Source organism: Candidatus Pelagibacter bacterium nBUS_28, from assembly GCF_051200915.1.
GTDB lineage: Bacteria > Pseudomonadota > Alphaproteobacteria > Pelagibacterales > Pelagibacteraceae > Pelagibacter.
In genome coordinates, this window is record NZ_CP172844.1 from 449,262 (window position 1) to 468,084 (window position 18,823).

Consider the following 18,823-nt stretch of genomic DNA (forward strand, 5'->3'; position numbering starts at 1 on the left):
TCATGAGAGATCCTAATAACCCTTGTCTTTTCTGCAATCCAAAAGAAAGTGGAATTGCTCGCGAAAATGATTTAGCCTATGCAAGTTATGATACTTATCCTGTGTCAGACCACCACTGTTTAATTATTCCAAAGAGGCATGTTGTCGATTATTTCGAATTATCAGATGATGAGATTATTGCATGCAATAATTTAATTAAAATTATTAAAAAAGAAGTTTTGGACAAAGATAAAAGTGTAAAAGCATTTAATATCGGAACTAATGCTGGCAAAGTAGCTGGACAATCAATTATGCATTGTCATATTCACTTGATTCCTAGAAGAGAGGGTGATGTTGATAATCCTCAAGGTGGTGTTAGATCAGTAATACCCAAAAATCAGCATTATAAACGTAAAATATAAATTATAAGTTGTTATTAAAGACACATTGACCAATAGTTAAGGTTGATCTATAGAATTAACTAGATTAGAAAACTCTCTAATTTACTTAAATTTTTTACATAAGGGTAACATGTTAGAAACAAATCCATTTTCTATTTTAGCCGAAACGGTTTCACCGTTTGCAATGCAAAGCTTTATTATTGCAATGATTGTTTTAATCGCTTTAGGCACAATCATTCAAATGATCCATCATAAGAACATCACTTATTTTTTTAACAATGCAAAAAAAGCAAAACTTCAAGCAACAAGAGAAATAGGTGCTGGAGAAAAAGCTTCAATTATTGCTAAGACAGCTGTTGTTGATATTGGAACTACTTCTGAGCTTGGTTTTGGTAAAAGAAGATTATCACATGTACTTGGTATGTACGGCACTATTATTTTTTGGGTTTCTTCAGCAATTTTAGTATTTTGTTATACTGGAGCTGATAAATCTTCATCTTCGATGTGGTCAATGTTATGGCACGTTGGAGCAATATTGACTTGTGTTGGTGGATATTGGTTCTGGTTTTTTTTAAGAGTTGATGTTTCAGCTGAAGCTCATCCTTGGTATAGAATTATTAAAGCAGACTTATTTGTTCTAGCATTACTAGCATGCTCAACTTTTGGTTTAGCTTGGTCATATACACAATTTAATGGTCAGACAGGACTTTCATTTTTATTTTTAGCTTTATTTGTTCTTTCAAATTTAGTTTTATTTGGAGGAGTTTACTGGTCTAAATTTGCGCACATGTTTTACAAACCTGGTGCAGCAATACAAAAAAATCTTGCAGAAGCTGATGGATCAAGAGATAATTTACCTCCACCAGCAGATGCACCTGAACAATTTGGTTTAGGTATTAAAAGAGAACAACCTAAACACTATTAATTATGAAAATTTTAAATAAGGAGAAAAAATAATATGTCAACTTTTGTATATATGACTAGATGTGATGGCTGTGGTCATTGCGTAGATATTTGTCCATCAGATATAATGCATATTGATGAAAACATTAGACGTGCAAAAAATATTGAACCAAACTTTTGTTGGGAATGTTATTCGTGTGTTAAAGCATGTCCAAATCACGCTATTGATGTTAGAGGTTATGCTGATTTTGCTCCTATGGGTCATAGCGTTAGAGTGAGACGTGAAGAAGAAAAAGGAACTATTTCATGGAAAATTAAATTTAGAAATGGAACTACAAAAGATTTTGTTTCACCAATTACAACAAAACCATGGGGAAAATTTATTCCTAAACTTGCAGATGGTGATAAACCAAACCAAGGTGAAATTAATTCTCAAAGATTGTACACTGAGCCAGAAGGACTTAATATTGATGGTGAGTTACCAGTTGTTCCAAAAGATTCATTTAAAAAAGGAGTTTACTACTAATGGCTAAACACAAAACACATTACGAAGATTGCGATGTTCTAGTTGTTGGTGGTGGTATGGCTGGAACTGGTGCTACTTTTGAAGCTAGACACTGGGGAAGAGATATGAAAATTATTTGTGTTGAAAAAGCAAATATTGATAGAAGTGGTGCTGTTGCACAAGGTCTTTACGCAATTAACTGTTACATGGGAATGCAGTGGGGCGAAAACCAACCTGAGGATCACGTTAGATACGCAAGAAATGATTTAATGGGAATGGTTAGAGAAGATTTAGGATACGATATGGCGCGTCACGTAGACTCGACAGTTCATATGTTTGATGAATGGGGTCTTCCAATGATGAAAAATGAAGAAACTGGTAGATATCTTAGAGAAGGTAAATGGCAGATTATGATTCATGGAGAGAGTTACAAGCCAATCGTTGCAGAGGCTGCAAAAAAGTCAGCTGATAAAATTTATAACAGAATTATGATTACCCATCTGTTAATGGATGAGTCTCAAGAAAACAGAGTAGGTGGTGCTGTTGGATTTAATATGAGAACTGGTGATTTCCATGTGTTTAGAGCCAAAGCTGTAATAGTTGCAGCTGGGGGAGCTTCTCACATATTCAAACCAAGAGCTGTTGGTGAAGGAATGGGTAGAACTTGGTATGCCCCTTGGAGTAATGGTTCAGCTTATGCATTACCGATTGCTGCTGGAGCAAAAATGACACAAATGGAAAATCGAATTGTGTTATGTAGATTTAAAGATGGATATGGACCAGTTGGTGCATATTTCCTACACTTAAAAACTTATACTCAAAATGCTAATGGTGAAAACTATGAGAAAAAATGGTACGATCAAACTAAGGAGTTAGTAGGTGAATATATTGATCATCACCCAACTCCAACTTGTTTAAGAAATCATGCATTTATTCAAGAAACCATGGCAGGTGGTGGACCAATTCATATGGTTACTACTGAAGCTTTCCAAGACCCTCATTTAGAAACTGTTGGCTGGGAAAATTTCTTAGGTATGACTGTTGGTCAAGCAGTTGTATGGGCATCTCAAAATATTGATCCAAAATACACAAATCCAGAATTAACTACATCAGAACCATATGTTATGGGTTCTCATGCTACATGTTCAGGAGCTTGGGTAAGTGGTCCAGAAGATTTATCTCCACCAGAATATTTCTGGGGATATAACAGAATGCTTACAATTGATGGATTGTTTGGGGCAGGTGATACTGTAGGTGGAAGTGCTCATAAATTTTCATCAGGTTCTTTCACTGAAGGTAGATTAGCAGCAAAAGCAGCGGTTAAATATATTGAAGATAAAAAAGCTGAAGGTTTAAAAGTATCTGACAAACAATGTGAGGATTTTAAAGCTAAAGTCTACAAACCACTTGAAACCTATACAGTTGCTCAAAACGAGATTACTGGAGGAACAGTTTCTCCAAGTTATATTTCACCAATTCAAGGTCTACAGCGTCTACAAAGAATTATGGATGAATATGTAGGTGGAATTGCAACAAATTATATGACTAATGCTAATATGCTTAAAAGAGGATTAGAGCTTTTAGCTTGGTTAGAAGAAGATCTAGAAAATGTTGGAGCTGAAGATTATCACCAATTAATGAGAGCTTGGGAGCTAAAACATAGAGCTTTAACTTCTCAGTGTGTAACTGAACACACTATGTTTAGAGAAGAAACTAGATGGCCAGGCTACTATTACAGAGGTGATCACATGAAGCTTGATGATGACAATTGGCATTGTCTAACTGTTTCAAGACGTGACCCTAAAACTGGTAAATTTAGTATGGAAAAGGTTCCTGTCTACCATATAGTGGATGAGAACGAGAAGAAAAAAGCTTCTTAATAAAATATCAGGTCAACTTAATGGATATATTGTCAAAGACAGACGATGAGGTTTATCAAATAGCTAAACCTATCTGGGATAATTTGGTTAAATCATCAAATTTGAAAGATTATGGTGGTTTTACCAAAGATTTTTCAACTCAAATGTTGTTTGGAGCCAATGAAGTAGAACTTGGTAAGCAATGGGCTAACAATAAAATAATAACTAATTTAAAAGAAACATTCGACCCATTTGGCTGTCTTAGAAGAGGAGTTCATGTCACTGTCTTAATCAAACAGACCAATAAAGAAATCTCAGGAGAATTTCTTGGTAGACTTGTTTTAGGTGAAGAAGATGGTGTAGTAAAAGTCTTCGGAGCAACCATTTATTAATCAAAAAAAGATAATCTAAAAATTAAGAATAATGTTTGACAAATATTTATGCGGGTGTATTGACGCATGTAATGCAACTTTCAAACATAAAAATCATAAATAAAATTATTGATCTAAAAGCTGTTTTAATAAAAACAGGCATATTTATGAGCCTTGCAGCTTATTGGGGTGTTATTTTAGTTGGAACTTTTATCACATTTAGCTAAGCTTTTTAAAGATAATAGTTAATTTTTTTATGGAAGTATTTTTACCAATAGCACAAGTTTTTGTTAATCCAATCGAGATACTTTTATTAAGTGCTATAGTTGGAATTCTTTCAGGTTTATTTGGAGTTGGTGGAGGTTTCTTAATGACTCCATTCTTAATTTTTTTAGGTGTACCACCGGCATATGCTGTTGCAAATGAAGCTAACAATATTTTAGCCACATCTGTCTCAGGATCTACAACTCATTATTTAAAAAATACTTTAGATTACAAAATGGGATTTATGATTGTTATTGGTGGAACAGTAGGAACATCATTAGGAATTTTAACTTTCACATATTTTAAAGATTTAGGAAAAATAGATACAGTAATTTCATTAGCTTATATGTACATACTTGCAATAATAGGAACATTAATGCTTGTCGAAAGTCTTAGGGAGATAGATAGGGCTAAAAGAAATATTATAATTAAAAAAAAATTACATGTTCATTATTGGATACATGGACTTCCGTTAAGAATGAGATTTCCAAAATCAAAATTGTATGAAAGTATTTTTACTCCAATTTTAATTGGTTTATTAGTCGGTTTTATAGCCGCTATAATGGGAATAGGTGGTGCTTTTATTTTGGTACCAGCGATGATTTATATTATAAAGATGCCGACAAGACTAGTTCCAGGGACTTCTTTGTTTGTAACTATTTTTGTCAGTGTTATTGTAACATTTTTGCACTCATTTAATTATGGTTCAATAGATCTATTGTTAGTAGCGATGTTAGTTGTGGGATCTATTATTGGTGTTCAAATTGGACAAAAACTAGGTGAAAAAATTGACAGCTCAGGACTAAGAGCGTTATTAGCTATCTTACTATTAATAGTTGGTATAGCAATTGCCTACGAAACTTTTTTTGCTGAACAATCTATTGTAGTGATATCAAGTGTATCTAATTCAGATTTAAACTTTTTTTCAAAATTTATTAAAGAATTTTCAAACGATATGCCATTCTTTTATGGATTATTTTCAATTATGTTTGCTATTTTTTTAGGTGTGGGTGCAGCTTTTATTAGAAGGTTTTTTTCTAATTTAAAGAAAAAAATTTTACTTAAGTCTTAACTTAGAAAATTGATATAAAATTCAATAGATATAATACTAACAACCCCAACTGTTGCCATTCCAATAAATCCAACTAAAAATGGTTTGTAACCCATACTTTTTAATTCTTTTAAATTAGTAGATAGTCCAATTGCTGCCATTGCCATCGTTAAAAATATTTTTGAAGAGGATTTAATTGCTGTTATTGTATCAAGCCACAAATCATTATTTGTACTTAAAAAAAATTGGTCCCCGACATTTCTAAAAATTATCATGCCTACAAAACCCAAAACAAAATAAGGAAATATAGCTATTATAGAGTAATCTTTTTTAACAGTATTACTTCTGTTGTATAGAAACGCAAATAAAGGGATCATAATAACCAGAAAGGTATTTCTTATTAACTTTGTAACTGTTGCTACGTTTAATGTTTCGGGGCTATTGAATTGTTGATCATAAATAAGACCAGCAGCAGCCACTTGTGATGTTTCGTGTATAGATGTTCCTAAAAATAGTCCAATAAATAAAGGCTCAGCATCAAAATAATAATTTGCGAAGTAAGGATATATAAGCATTGATAAAATTCCAAATAATGTGATGTTTGCAATCGCATAAGAAATCTCATTTTTTTTTGCTCCAATAACAGGTGCTGTTGCCATTATAGCCGTTGTACCACAAACCGTTCCACCAATTGATATAAGATAAGCCATCCTTGTTGGTATCTTAAATCTTCTAACCAAAAGTTTTACAACTATTAAAACACTGACTATACAAATAATAATTAGTGGTATCGCCACTGTACCAAATTCTAAAAACTCAAAAGGTTTCAATTGAATACCAAGACATATTATTCCAAGTTTTAGGATATATTTTTGTGTAAAATCTAAACCTTTTACAAAGTTGTCTCTCATTTGAAATATGTTTCCAAAAAACATACCAATTAAAATAGCAATCATTGCTGTAGATATTGGGCTTTTTTCATAACCCAAAAGCTCAATGCCAATAATGTTATTAAAACCTTGGGAAAGTGTATAGAGAACAAATGCTAAAACAATACCAGGTATTACTACCAGGTATTGTTTGTAATTCATTAAAATTAGATTTGATTAAGCACTTCTGTAAAGTTTAGTCATAACAAATTCTTTATGACCTAAAGCTTCAGCACAAGTTAATCTTCCATTTGCTACTCTTAGAGTAGTTTTAATTAATTCATCTCCTGCTTGAGACATATTCATTTCACGAGTTAATATTTTTGAAACATCACAATCAATATGTTCACCCATACCTTTAACAGTCAATGGATTTGCAGTTAGTTTAACAACTGGTTCAATTGGATTACCAACAATATTACCTTGGCCTGTTGGAAATAAATGAATGTTAAAACCTGCTGCAGCTTGAAGCGTCACACATTCTGCTGCTGCTGATGAGGTATCCATAAAGTATAAACCTTTACCTTTTGTTGGTTCTTCTGCTGGCTCTAAAACATCAATAAATTTACAATTTCCTATTTTTTGGAAATTTCCAAAAGCTTTTTCTTCAATAGTAGTCAATCCACCTGCAATATTTCCTGCTGTTGGCTGACTTTCTGAAAGATCATCTGTTGCTTCTTTTAAAATAAAATCATTATAAGAATTCCAAGTTTTCATGAATTTGTCAGAAGCCTCAGGAGTTGCACCTCTAGTCGCACAAACTTGTTCAGCACCTGTTAATTCAGATGTTTCTCCAAAACATAAATGAACACCCATTGGCTCTAATTTATCCATTAAATTACCAACTGTTGGGTTAGCGGCTAATCCAGATGTTGTATCAGACTCTCCACATTTTACTGAAATCCAAAGATCACTCATTGGGCACTCTTCTCTTTGTTTCTCAGAAGCCCACATCACAAATTCTTGAGCTTTTTTAGAAGCTTTCATTGTAGTTCCAATGTCTCCAGTTCTCTCAATATGAAATCCTTCAACTGGTTTTCCAGTTTTAGCAATACCATCTACAATTTTTTTAGTCCATTTAGGTTCAATACCAATAACGATTACTGCAGCAACATTAGGGTTACAACCAGTTCCAATCATAGTTCTAAAATGAAGCTCTAAATCTGCTCCAAATTGTAGTCTTCCATATGAATGGGGCAGAGCGATTGTTCCTTTAATATTATTTGATACAGCTTCAGCACATGCATTAGAAATGTCATCAACTGGTAGAATGATTACGTGATTTCTTGTACCAGCTCTGCCATTTTCTCTTTTATAACCTAAAAAACTTTTTGGAATTTCCATACTATTACCACTTCTTTGTTTTTACATTGTGAACATGAACGTGTTCACCCTTTTTAATTGATTTAACCACTCTACCTATGTCATGACCATATTTAAGGATTGTGTCACCCTCATTTAGATCAGTCATTGCAATTTTATGCCCCAAAGGGATCTCGTCCATAGATTGAATATTAGTTGAACTGTCATCTTCCATTATCCAGCAAGCACAGTCTTGTTTTGGAGTTATTTTTTCAATAACAACTACTCCTACGTTGTCTTTTTTATCATGAATTATAATGTCTGTAGCCATATTTATTGTGTCGATTTGTTTGTTTGAAATTTTTAAATTCTTATATATTAATCGCTTAGATTAACAAATGAATTTTAATAAATTTTATTTTATATATAAGAAAGGTATGGTTTTATGACTAAGATGACAACCGAAGAAGCTTTTGTAAAAGTATTACAAATGCATGGTATTGAACACGCATTTGGAATTATAGGTTCAGCTTTTATGCCAATTTCAGATATTTTTCCAGATGCTGGGATAACTTTTTGGGATGTTGCTCATGAAACTAATGGTGGATTAATTGCAGACGGCTACACAAGAGCTACTGGTAAAATGTCAATGGTAATTGCGCAAAACGGGCCTGGAATTACTGGATTAGTTACACCTATTAAAACTGCATATTGGAATCATACTCCACTGTTGTTAGTTACACCACAGGCTGCAAATAAAACTATGGGACAAGGTGGTTTTCAAGAAGTTGAGCAGATGAATTTATTTAAAGATATGGTTTGCTATCAAGAAGAAGTTAGAGACCCTTCAAGAATGGCAGAGGTTTTAAATAGAGTAATTGAAAAAGCAATTAGAGGATCGGCTCCTGCACAAATAAATGTGCCAAGAGATTATTGGACACAAGTAATTGATATTGATCTTCCACCAATTGTTAGATTAGAAAGACAAGCAGGTGGTGTTGACGCAATTAAAAAAGCAGCAGATCTATTATCCAATGCAAAATTTCCAGTAATACTTTCAGGCGCTGGTGTTGTTATTGGTGGCGCTATAGAAGATTGTAAAAAACTTGCTGAAAAATTAGATGCACCAGTTTGTTCAGGCTATCAACACAATGATAGTTTTCCAGGAAGTCATCCGTTAGCAGCTGGGCCATTAGGTTACAATGGTTCAAAAGCTGGCATGGAACTAATCCAAAAAGCTGATGTTGTTTTAGCACTTGGAACAAGGTTGAATCCTTTTTCAACTTTACCAGGTTATGGAATGGATTATTGGCCAAAAGATGCAAGCATCATTCAAGTTGATATGAATTCAGACAGAATTGGTTTAACAAAAAAAGTTTCAGTTGGAATTTGTGGTGATGCTAAATTGGTTTCACAACAAATTTTGGCTCAACTTTCACCAACAGCCGGTGACACTGATAGACAAGCAAGAAAAGATATTATTCATCAAACTAAATCTGCTTGGTTACAAAAATTATCAAGTCTTGATCATGAAGATGATGATAAAGGCACAGTTTGGAATGAAGAAGCTAGAAAAAGAGATGCAGATAGAATGTCTCCTAGACAAGCTTGGAGAGCAATCCAAGCAGGTATGCCTGATGATGTAATTATTTCAAGTGACATTGGTAACAACTGTGCAATTGGAAATGCTTACCCAACTTTTGAAAAAGGAAGAAAATATTTAGCACCAGGATTATTTGGTCCTTGCGGATATGGCTTCCCCTCAATTTTAGGTGCAAAAATTGGTTGCCCAGATACTCCTGTAATAGGTTTTGCTGGTGATGGAGCGTTTGGTATTAGTATGAATGAGATGAGCTCATGTGCTAGAGAAGAATGGCCCGCAATTGCAATGGTTATCTTTAGAAATTACCAGTGGGGTGCTGAAAAAAGAAACACTACTCTTTGGTTTGACGATAACTTTGTTGGAACAGAATTAGATCCAGAATTAAGTTATGCAAAAGTTGCGGATGCTTGCGGATTAAAAGGTGTAACTGTTAGAACAATGGAAGAAACTACAGCAGCTATCAAACAATCTTGTGAAGATCAAAAAAAAGGAATTACAACGTTTATAGAAGTAATTTTGAACCAAGAACTTGGCGAGCCATTTAGAAGAGATGCTATGAAGAAACCAGTTAAAGTTGCTGGTATCAATAAAGCTGATATGATCAAACAACCATCTTTAAACTCTTAAATATTTAAATGAACAATATTAAAGCTAGCTCTGTTAGAAGCTTTGGTATAGTATTTTTTTTAGTTTTTATATTTATAGCTTTCTACCCTCTTTTAAATGATCAGAGTATTAGGATTTGGTCTTTAATTGTTGGTTTTATTTTTTTATTTTTAGGAATAGTTAAATCACCTATACTAAAACCATTAAATATAATTTGGTTTAAATTTGGTATTTTTTTAGGAAAATTTATTGCACCAATAGTTATGGGGGTTGTTTATTTTGCAATAGTTTTTCCAACATTTCTTTTGTTAAAGCTATTCAAAAGAAATTACTTGAATATTAAATATGAAAGAAATAAGAATTCATATTGGTTAAGCACCAAAGATAAAAATACTACAATGAAAGATCAGTTTTAATGGAATTTTTAAAAGAATTTATAAGATTTATTGGTGTTAGAAAAAAATATTGGTTACTCCCAATCATAATTGCTATTTTTCTATTAGGAGGATTAATAATTTTATCACAAGGCTCTGCTGTAGCCCCATTTATATATACAATATTTTAAGTTAAACAAAAATTTTCAAAGTATTAATGACTAAAATTATTGGAATTTCTGCATTTTACCATGATAGTGCAGCATCTTTAATTGAAGACGGTGTAATAATCGCTGCCGCACAAGAAGAAAGATTTTCGCGAAGAAAACATGATGATAGATTTCCCAAAAATGCGATTAAATTTTTATTAGAAACTTCAAATTGTAATTTAAATGAGATAGACAAAATTATTTTTTATGAAAAACCTTTTTTAAAATTTGAAAGATTACTAGAAACTTATATTGCATTTTCACCAAAAGGTTTTAAGCAATTTTCAAAAGCCATACCAATATGGTTAAAAGAAAAATTATTTCAAAAAAAACAAATAGTCAGTTATCTTAAAGAAATAGATAATAGTTTTTTACCAGGTGATAAAATTTTATTTTCAGAACATCATTTTAGTCATGCAGCCAGTGCATTTTATCCATCACCATTTAATAATGCAGTAATTTTAACTGCTGATGGAGTTGGTGAATGGGCGACAACTACAGTTGCTGTTGGTAATGGCAATGAAATAGAAATAAAAAAAGAGATTGAGTTTCCACATTCGTTAGGACTTTTGTATTCTGCTTTCACATATTATACGGGTTTTAAAGTAAATGGAGGTGAGTACAAATTAATGGGATTGGCACCATACGGTGAACCTAAGTATGTTAAAACAATCTTAGATAACCTTATTGATGTTAAAGAAGATGGTTCTTTCAGATTAAATCAAGACTATTTTGATTATGCAACTGGTTTAACTATGACAAATGAAAAATTTAATGATTTATTTGGTAGTGTACCAAGGAATCCTGACAATGAAGACATTTCTCAATTTCATATGGATATAGGCGCATCAATCCAAAAAGTGACAGAAGATATAATTGTAAAAATTGCTAAAAATATACGTAAAGAATACGGAATTGAAAATCTTTGTTTAGCTGGGGGTGTTGCTCTTAATTGTGTAGCAAATGGAAAGATACTTAAAGAAAAAATATTTAAAAATGTTTGGATACAACCAGCTGCTGGTGATGCAGGAGGATCTTTGGGTGCTGCATTAGGTTACTGGCATAACGAATTAAAAATGGAAAGACTAAATAGCAATATAGATTCTATGAAATGCAGTTATTTAGGACCAGAGTATTCCAATGAAAAAATCAAGAATATATTAATTGATATAGGAGCAAAATTTAAGTCTTTTACAAATGACAAATTATTAGATTTTACAACAGATAAATTGGCCGAAGGTAAAGCTGTAGGATGGTTTCAAAATAAAATGGAATTTGGTCCTAGAGCCCTAGGTGGACGATCAATCTTGGGAGATGCAAGATCACCTGAAATGCAAAAAAAAATCAATTTAAAAGTAAAATTTAGAGAAAGTTTTAGACCTTTTGCTCCAGCAGTATTGCTTGAGGATGTGAACGAGTGGTTTGATTTAGACTCAGAAAGTCCTTACATGTTATTAGTTGGAAAAGTAAAAGAAAATAAGTTGTTAGAGCAAACATCTGATCAAATGATAGCCAAAGGGCTGGAAAAATTAAATATAGTTAGATCTAAAATACCAGCTGTAACACATGTAGATAATTCAGCAAGAATTCAAACAGTGACAGCTGAAAATGGCATTTATTATGATTTAATTAAAACATTTAAGAAAAAAACAGGATGTCCAGTAATAGTAAACACATCTTTTAATGTTAGAGGGGAACCACCAGTAAATACACCGATAGATGCTTATAAATGTTTTATGGCAACTGACTTGGATGTCCTTGTTTTGGGTAACTGCATATTGGAAAAACATAACCAAATTAATTTTAATTTAGATAATGAATAAAATTTTTAAAAAAAAAGATATTAAGATTGAAGATAATGTTTTTAAATTAAATATTGATGACTCGACAGTTGAAAAAGTTATTGATTTTTATAATGAGGCTCCATTTCCAAATTATGAAAATAATGATGACAAATCTTCAATTAATCAAAAAGGTGATAATAATTATTTGGCCAAACAATTTAAGAATTTTATTGGCTTTAATAAAGATATTCTTGAAGTTGGATGTGGAACTGGTCAACTTTCTTTATATTTTTCAATCGGGAATAATAATAGAGTCTATGCACTTGACCCAACACTAGCTTCAATTAATCTAGGAAAAGAGTTTGCGAAAAAAAATAAAATTGAAAATATAAAATTCGTAAATGCCGATATTTTTGACGATGTATTCAACGAAGAAACTTTTGACTTTATTTGGACTAATGGGGTGCTACACCATACTAAAAATCCAAAATTAGCATTTGATATTATTTCAAAATACTTAAAAAAAAATGGTTACATTTTAGTTGGACTATATAATAAATACGGCAGAGCAAGAACTTTATTGAGAAGGATTCTGTATAAATTGTTTGGGAAATCTATTGTAATGCTTCTAGATCCAACATTAAGAAAAATCAAAAAAGGAAATGATGACCAAATTAAATCCTGGATTAGAGATCAATACGAACACCCAGTAGAAAGTTTACACAGTATAGATGAGGTTTTAAAATGGTTTAATGAAAACAACATTGAATTTATTAATTCGATACCACAATGTGACACTGAAGAAAATTATGAAGAATCTTTATTTAAAAAATCATCTAAAGGGACTTTTTTATCTCGTTGTTTTTCGCAAATAACAATGTTATTTAATGAACTTGGATCTGATGGTGGATTGTTTATAGTGATCGGCAAAAAAAAAATTAATTAATGAGTTTAGAATTTAATTTAGTAAAATTTCCCATAATATTTCCAATTATTTATGGTGGCATATTGTTTTTGTTGCCTAGCTTAGAAAACTATTTGATTTTTTTTACAATTTTATTATTAGCTGAAACTCATTTTGGTGCTACTTGGCCATTTTTTCTAAATAGCGCAAATTCAAAGTTCATTAAAGAAAATAGAATAAGTTTGATCTCTTTTCCACTAATAATTGCTACAGCGTCTTTAATTGGTTTTATATTTTTAAAACCAACATTTTTATTAATTTTTTTTGCTGCAAACATGTATCACGTAACAAGACAAAGTTTTGGTGTGTGCAAACTATATACAAAGGAAATATCACAAATTAAATATCAAGAAAATTTTATTTATATTTTTAATTTTATATTCTTTTTAATTGGTTTTTTTAGGTTTTATCTACCTGTAATTGATTCAAATCTAATTTTTATATTAAATATCATCATTGTTATTTTAATCTTTGGAACATTAATTATTTATTCTTTTAGATATACACTTACAGATAGCTTCTACACTTTTGTAACTGGATTAATAATTTTTTATCCAATTTGTTTTGTGTCAAATCCAGTCCACGCAATAATTATGGGTGTAACAATGCACTACACTCAGTATTTATATTTAACTCACAAAGTTTTTAAAGGTAGACATCAGGATCAAATTATTCAAACTTCGAAATCAAGTTATATTGGAGTAATTTTGTTGTATGCAGCAGCAATGGCACTTCTTTCTCTACTGGGAAAAAGCTCTAATGAAATATTGAATTTTTTAATTATTATTCCAATTATTGGGCAAATGCTTCACTTTTATTTAGATTCACAATTGTGGAAGTTTAGTAAATCACATAATAGAGAAAATACTTTAAAATTTATAAAATCTTAAAAAGACTATACAAAAGAATTTGAATTAGATTAAACTTGCCATCATGAAGATTGTAAATGATAGCACTTGTAGTTGGATTAATGATTTAACCCCAAGAGTAAATATAAAGAGTCTTCAATCAAATGAAGACGCTGAGTGGCTAATAATAGGTGCTGGTTACACCGGTTTATCCGCATCTAGAAAATTAGGTCAACTATATCCAAATCAAAAAATCATATTAGTTGATGCACAATTAGCAGGAGAGGGTGCTAGCAGTAGAAATTCAGGGTATTTGGTTGATACAACTCTTAATGATGGTTTCACTTCTAACAAAGATTTAGATAATTATAAAAAAAAAACTGATATTTATGATTTAGGAATAAATGTTATTAAAAAATTCATAAACGAATACCAAGTAGACTGTGATTTGAATGAATGTGGTAAATATTTTGCATCTTCAAAAAAAGAAGATGAAAAAATTTTAAGAAACTTTTCAAATACTCTCAAAAAATTAGATTTTGAACATAATTTATTATCTAGTAATGAATTATCTAAAAGATTAGGTACTAATTTTTATAAAGTAGCACTTCATACTAAAGGTGGTATCTTGTTGCATCCTGGGAAATTAGTTAGAGCAATGATCGATGTATTGCCAAAAAATGTATATTTATATGAAAATTCATCTTTACTTAGTTGGAACAAAACTAAAGATAAAATTTCTTGTAAATTTAAAAATGGCAGAATTATTTCTAAGAAAATCATTTTTGCTACCAATGGATTTTTGAAATCTTTAGGAATTAAATCAAACTATAATTTTCCAATTACTTTAACAGCAAGTATGACAAGACCATTAACTGAAGACGAATTTAAATCCATTGGTCAACCAAAAGAATGGGGTGTTTTACCTGTGAGACCAATGGGTGCCACTATTAGAATGACAAAAGACAGAAGAATATTAATAAGAAATACCGCAGAAATTCATAATCCTTTTAAGATGTCTAAGTTTGATTTACAAAAAAGATCTATTAATCAAAGAGTTGGTATTAAAAAAAGATTTCCACAATTACCAGATGATATTATTCGATCGTCATGGTCTGGTGTTGTATCCAGAACAAGAAATAGCTCTCAAATATTTGAAAAAATTGATAATAATGTTTTTGCTGCTGGTTGTTATAATGGCTCAGGTATTGGTGTAGGCACCTTATTTGGTGAACAAATTGCTATTAAAGCTAGTGAAGAAAACACAGACGAAATAGAAACTATAGAAGCAAGAAACAAGCCTACTTGGTTACCACCTCAACCTTTTTTAAATTTAGGTGTTAAAACTCGTTTAATTTATGAGCGTTTAAGAGCTAGATCAGAAATTTAAAGAACAACCAAATCTAATTTTTTTTTACCCAATCTTTCATTACCATTATCTGTAACTAAATAAGTTTCTCCTAAATTCATCGCTAGTTTACTATCTGAGTCCATTAGGATCATATGTATAAAGAAAACATTACCAGGAGTTATTACAAAAGGATTACCTGTGTATAACATTGGCCAGTCCATCCAGTTAGGTGAAAAAGTTGAACCTAAAGAATATCCACAAGCATTCATTCTTGCTTTATTAAACCCTAAATCATCAAATGTTCTTGCATGAGCATCAAAAACCTCTCCTGCAGTTTTTCCAGGGACTAAAGTTTTTACACAATTTGTTAATGCATCAACACAAGCTTCATGCATTTTAATATGTTTGGGATCAGCTTTTCCGATAGGGATAGTTCTAAACATTGCAGAGTGATAATGTTTAAAAGTACCAGCCCATTCTAGACTTAGTTGATCTTTATCTGATAAGTTTCTTTTTTCAGCCTGATATCTGCAGAGTAGAGCGTTATCTCCCGAGCCAATGATATATTCGTTAGCAGGATAATCACCACCACCTTCAAGAACTGCTCTTTGCATTTCAGCTAAAATTTTTGCTTCATTAGCACCTGCTTTTGTGTATTTCCATGCTTCATCTAAAGCTCTATCTGCAAGCTCAGCTGCCTGTCTTACATAAACTAATTCTTCATTAGATTTAATAACTCTTAATTTTGTTATCAACTCTGATTGATCTTCAACTTTACAATAATTTTCTAAGGATTTATTTAATCTTAAAGCATTACGACCTGTCATTCCATAAGCCTCATATTCAATACCAATATTTTTATTTTTTAGATCAAGTTCATTTAAAATTACTTTAAGATCATCTGTTGGATTTATTCCATCCTTATCAACCCAAATTCTTATATCTTGAATATTCGAAGTATTTTGAGCTTGTCTTAAGTCAGGTGCACGAGTTAACAAAATAACATTTCCTTTTTGATCTAAGACCAAAGTTTGAAAAAAAACATATCCAAATGTATCGTAACCAGTAACCCAATACATTGACTCTTGTCTAAACATTAAAAGAGCATCTAAATTCTGCTCTTTCATAGATTTTAAAACATCTTGTTTTCTTTTAGAAAACTCTTCTTTGCTGAAATGAAGTGCCATTAAGAAATAATTGCTTTTACTGAACCTAATTTATCAATTTTACCAGTGTACAAACCTTTGCCGAGAATAGGAACTACACCTACCGTTGAACCTGTAAAAACATAAAAATTTTTACCTAAATCAACTTTGTCTTTTTTAACTTTGTTTAAAACAAATCTTAGAGAATTAAGAGGGTTAATGTAAACAGCATTTGTATTTCCATTGACACTTTGTTTAATTTTTTTGTTTGAAATATTAGCTTTTAAATTACCAATATTAATTTTCTTATATTTTTTCTTTTGCCCAATCAAAAACTTAACATTTCCACCAAAATCACTACTAAGGTCCCCAAAGGAAGTAATTCCTTTTCTTTTTTGCCTATAACCAACCACTTCAATACTAGGAGCCATATGAGATATAAATTTGGTAACGTTTTTGCTTGTAATTAAACCCTTTGAGTTAAAAAAAGATTTCTTTATTAAATAACAAACCTCAAGTTCAATTCCTAAAGTTGATTTATTTATCTTAACACACTTACCATTGTTTAAAAAATTTCTCTTATATACTGATGCATAAAAAGGTTCTTTTTCTTTTAATTTTTTTAATAAAGGAATACCTGTTCCGCCAGCTTTATATCCAATTATTGGTTCTTTGATTTTACTTTCACATAATTTTCTAAATTTATCTGCGTTTGTTAATTTTTTTGTGAATTTTTTAGGTATAGCTGCAACAATCTTATTTTTTAGAAAAGCGTTAACTAATTTATCTGAAAGTTTATCTTTTAATGTTTTTTTCATATAACTTTATTATTTTAATACAGACATAGGATCAAGTCTTGTTTGAAACCAATTAATTCTAAAATCTAAATGTGGGCCGGTTGATCTTCCCGTTGATCCAACAGTACCTATAACATCTCCTTGATTTATTTTATCTCCAACTGAAACCAAAACATTTTCAAGATGAGAATATATTGTTGAGATACCATGACCATGATCCATAATGATTGTACCACCCGTATAATACAAATCATCTTCTGCCATAGTTATAACGCCGGTACCAGATGATTTAATCATTGTTCCTAACTTTGCAGCTATATCAATTCCATAATGGGGCCACCTAGGTTTACCGTTTAATATTCTTTGACTACCGTAGACACCACTAATAATACCTTCTACTGGCATAATAAATTTTTCTTTAAAAAATATTAGATCAGAATTGATAGCTCTAGCTTCACCAATTGCATTATTTTCTTTTTTAATTCTTTTATAAACCGACTCTGGTGGTGTAACTTTACTTTCTGCTAGTCCATCAATTCTTTGAATATTATATTTTCTTTTTAAAACTTTTTTAATAATTTTTGTTTTTTTATTATTTTCAATTTTAGTAAAAGTTAGATCAAATTTTCTATCTCTATCAACTCCAAAAACAAAAAAACCATCTTGAGATACTTTTACCTCTTTTTTACCAACGAAAACTTTTGCTTGAGGATTAGTTTTTCCTAATATGAAATGACCTTGTATAAATTTTCCTTGAAACTCAATTGCGTTTACTTGTGATGTTGTAAAAATAAATACTACTAAGAAAAATCTATAAATTATTGAGCTGTCCATCCGCCATCTATTACTATTGATGTACCTGTAATCATTGAGGAAGCTGAAGAGGCCAAGAAGCAAACAGTAGTTGCTATATCACTTTCTGTTGCTAATTTCCCCATAGGAATATTGTCTAAAGCTAATTTCTTAAATTTTTTATTTTTAAAGAAGTTTAAAACCATTGGTGTTGCAACAAATGTTGGTGCTACCGTATTCACTCTAATATCATTTTTTGCTAACTCAACACCCATACCTTTTGTTAAGCCCTCTATACCAAATTTGGTCATATTATATACGTTTCTCCCACCCATTCCAACATGACCTAACTGTGAAGACATATTAATTATTGAACCTGGTCTTTTCTTATTTTTTAACATTTTTTTAACAACAAGTTGAGCGACGTTAAATGCAGCCTTAAGATTAAGATCGACTAAGTAGTTCATGCTTTTCTGTTTAATTTTTTCAAAAGGTTCTGGAATATTTGTACCTGCATTATTTACCAAGACATCTATAATCTTAATCTTATCTATCTTTTTTTTCAAATCCTCATAGTCCATTACATCACAAGGAACTTTAATAACTTTTCCTTTAATTTTTTTGATTTGCTTTTCTAGTTTATCAAGATCAGAAGGAGTTCTGCTAAGAGCAATAACCGTAGCTCCAGCTTCTGCTAAAGCAATAGAACAAGCTTTGCCCAAGCCTTTTCCTGCACCAGTAACTAAAGCATATTTGTTCTTTAAATTAATTTTTTGTAAATACATA

The 18,823-nt window shown here is 31.2% G+C and carries 21 protein-coding genes; 14 read left to right on the plus strand and 7 right to left on the minus strand.

The features are described from left to right. The first annotated feature begins 2 nt into the window (after positions 1-2). From ACIJYC_RS02315 to ACIJYC_RS02345, 7 genes are all read left to right on the plus strand, one after another. Positions 3-401: an HIT family protein gene (locus ACIJYC_RS02315; protein ID WP_435167385.1), complete on the plus strand. Its 399-nt coding sequence runs from the start codon at positions 3-5 to the stop codon at positions 399-401. Between the two features lie 109 nt (positions 402-510). Further along, on the plus strand, positions 511-1,305 hold the full coding sequence (locus ACIJYC_RS02320) for an adenylyl-sulfate reductase (RefSeq protein WP_435167388.1): 795 nt from the start codon (positions 511-513) through the stop codon (positions 1,303-1,305). 33 nt (positions 1,306-1,338) lie between these two features. Then, positions 1,339-1,809: an adenylyl-sulfate reductase subunit beta gene (gene aprB / locus ACIJYC_RS02325; protein WP_023648677.1), complete on the plus strand. Its 471-nt coding sequence runs from the start codon at positions 1,339-1,341 to the stop codon at positions 1,807-1,809. Next, a complete protein-coding gene (gene aprA / locus ACIJYC_RS02330; RefSeq protein ID WP_435167391.1) occupies positions 1,809-3,668 on the plus strand; it encodes an adenylyl-sulfate reductase subunit alpha in 1,860 nt (619 codons plus the stop codon). The genes aprB and aprA overlap by 1 nt, the downstream gene beginning before the upstream one ends. 20 nt (positions 3,669-3,688) lie before the next feature. Further along, positions 3,689-4,039 carry a hypothetical protein gene (locus ACIJYC_RS02335; protein WP_028037131.1) on the plus strand — a complete coding sequence of 117 codons (351 nt, stop codon included), beginning with the start codon at positions 3,689-3,691 and terminating at the stop codon, positions 4,037-4,039. Positions 4,040-4,074: 35 nt separating this feature from the next. Then, positions 4,075-4,245, plus strand: coding sequence for a hypothetical protein (locus tag ACIJYC_RS02340; protein WP_435167394.1), 171 nt, complete (start codon positions 4,075-4,077; stop codon positions 4,243-4,245). A 29-nt stretch (positions 4,246-4,274) separates the two neighbouring features. Continuing rightward, positions 4,275-5,354, plus strand: coding sequence for a TSUP family transporter (locus tag ACIJYC_RS02345; RefSeq protein ID WP_435167396.1), 1,080 nt, complete (start codon positions 4,275-4,277; stop codon positions 5,352-5,354). Here ACIJYC_RS02345 and ACIJYC_RS02350 read toward each other — a convergent pair. The 3 genes from ACIJYC_RS02350 to ACIJYC_RS02360 are packed head-to-tail and all read right to left on the minus strand — an operon-like array spanning position 5,351 to position 7,895. Further along, positions 5,351-6,424 carry a YeiH family protein gene (locus tag ACIJYC_RS02350; RefSeq protein ID WP_435167399.1) on the minus strand — a complete coding sequence of 358 codons (1,074 nt, stop codon included), beginning with the start codon at positions 6,422-6,424 and terminating at the stop codon, positions 5,351-5,353. The two genes, ACIJYC_RS02345 and ACIJYC_RS02350, sit on opposite strands and share 4 nt — an antisense overlap. A 15-nt stretch (positions 6,425-6,439) precedes the next feature. Then, positions 6,440-7,606 carry a UxaA family hydrolase gene (locus ACIJYC_RS02355; RefSeq protein WP_435167402.1) on the minus strand — a complete coding sequence of 389 codons (1,167 nt, stop codon included), beginning with the start codon at positions 7,604-7,606 and terminating at the stop codon, positions 6,440-6,442. A 4-nt stretch (positions 7,607-7,610) separates the two neighbouring features. Then, positions 7,611-7,895, minus strand: coding sequence for a UxaA family hydrolase (locus tag ACIJYC_RS02360; protein ID WP_435167405.1), 285 nt, complete (start codon positions 7,893-7,895; stop codon positions 7,611-7,613). 114 nt (positions 7,896-8,009) lie between these two features. Here ACIJYC_RS02360 and xsc point away from each other — a divergent pair, with 114 nt between their 5' ends. From xsc to ACIJYC_RS02395, 7 genes are read left to right on the plus strand one after another with little or no spacing between them, the layout of a single operon-like run. Then, positions 8,010-9,794, plus strand: a complete 1,785-nt coding sequence (gene xsc, locus ACIJYC_RS02365) for a sulfoacetaldehyde acetyltransferase (protein ID WP_435167408.1) — start codon at positions 8,010-8,012, stop codon at positions 9,792-9,794. A gap of 8 nt (positions 9,795-9,802) precedes the next feature. Further along, positions 9,803-10,189: an SxtJ family membrane protein gene (locus ACIJYC_RS02370; protein WP_435167411.1), complete on the plus strand. Its 387-nt coding sequence runs from the start codon at positions 9,803-9,805 to the stop codon at positions 10,187-10,189. Then, positions 10,189-10,338: a DUF5989 family protein gene (locus tag ACIJYC_RS02375; RefSeq protein WP_435167414.1), complete on the plus strand. Its 150-nt coding sequence runs from the start codon at positions 10,189-10,191 to the stop codon at positions 10,336-10,338. Before ACIJYC_RS02370 ends, ACIJYC_RS02375 begins: the two co-directional genes overlap by 1 nt. 26 nt (positions 10,339-10,364) lie before the next feature. Continuing rightward, complete coding sequence (locus tag ACIJYC_RS02380; protein ID WP_435167416.1) at positions 10,365-12,179, plus strand: carbamoyltransferase family protein; 1,815 nt, start codon at positions 10,365-10,367, stop codon at positions 12,177-12,179. Continuing rightward, complete coding sequence (locus ACIJYC_RS02385) at positions 12,172-13,086, plus strand: class I SAM-dependent methyltransferase (RefSeq protein WP_435167419.1); 915 nt, start codon at positions 12,172-12,174, stop codon at positions 13,084-13,086. The genes ACIJYC_RS02380 and ACIJYC_RS02385 overlap by 8 nt, the downstream gene beginning before the upstream one ends. Then, complete coding sequence (locus ACIJYC_RS02390; RefSeq protein WP_435167421.1) at positions 13,086-13,994, plus strand: hypothetical protein; 909 nt, start codon at positions 13,086-13,088, stop codon at positions 13,992-13,994. Before ACIJYC_RS02385 ends, ACIJYC_RS02390 begins: the two co-directional genes overlap by 1 nt. Before the next feature lie 43 nt (positions 13,995-14,037). Next, complete coding sequence (locus ACIJYC_RS02395; RefSeq protein WP_435167424.1) at positions 14,038-15,342, plus strand: NAD(P)/FAD-dependent oxidoreductase; 1,305 nt, start codon at positions 14,038-14,040, stop codon at positions 15,340-15,342. On the opposite strand, the gene ACIJYC_RS02400 is transcribed toward ACIJYC_RS02395, so the two are convergent. From ACIJYC_RS02400 to ACIJYC_RS02415, 4 genes are read right to left on the minus strand one after another with little or no spacing between them, the layout of a single operon-like run. Beyond that, positions 15,339-16,490: a M24 family metallopeptidase gene (locus ACIJYC_RS02400; RefSeq protein ID WP_435167427.1), complete on the minus strand. Its 1,152-nt coding sequence runs from the start codon at positions 16,488-16,490 to the stop codon at positions 15,339-15,341. The two genes, ACIJYC_RS02395 and ACIJYC_RS02400, sit on opposite strands and share 4 nt — an antisense overlap. Continuing rightward, positions 16,490-17,266 (minus strand): fumarylacetoacetate hydrolase, encoded by a 777-nt coding sequence (locus tag ACIJYC_RS02405; protein ID WP_435167430.1) that lies wholly within the window; start codon positions 17,264-17,266, stop codon positions 16,490-16,492. The genes ACIJYC_RS02400 and ACIJYC_RS02405 overlap by 1 nt, the downstream gene beginning before the upstream one ends. Positions 17,267-17,275: 9 nt before the next feature. Next, a complete protein-coding gene (locus ACIJYC_RS02410; RefSeq protein ID WP_435167433.1) occupies positions 17,276-18,079 on the minus strand; it encodes a M23 family metallopeptidase in 804 nt (267 codons plus the stop codon). After that, positions 18,064-18,822: an SDR family NAD(P)-dependent oxidoreductase gene (locus ACIJYC_RS02415; protein ID WP_435167435.1), complete on the minus strand. Its 759-nt coding sequence runs from the start codon at positions 18,820-18,822 to the stop codon at positions 18,064-18,066. Before ACIJYC_RS02415 ends, ACIJYC_RS02410 begins: the two co-directional genes overlap by 16 nt. Between the last annotated feature and the right edge of the window lies 1 nt (position 18,823).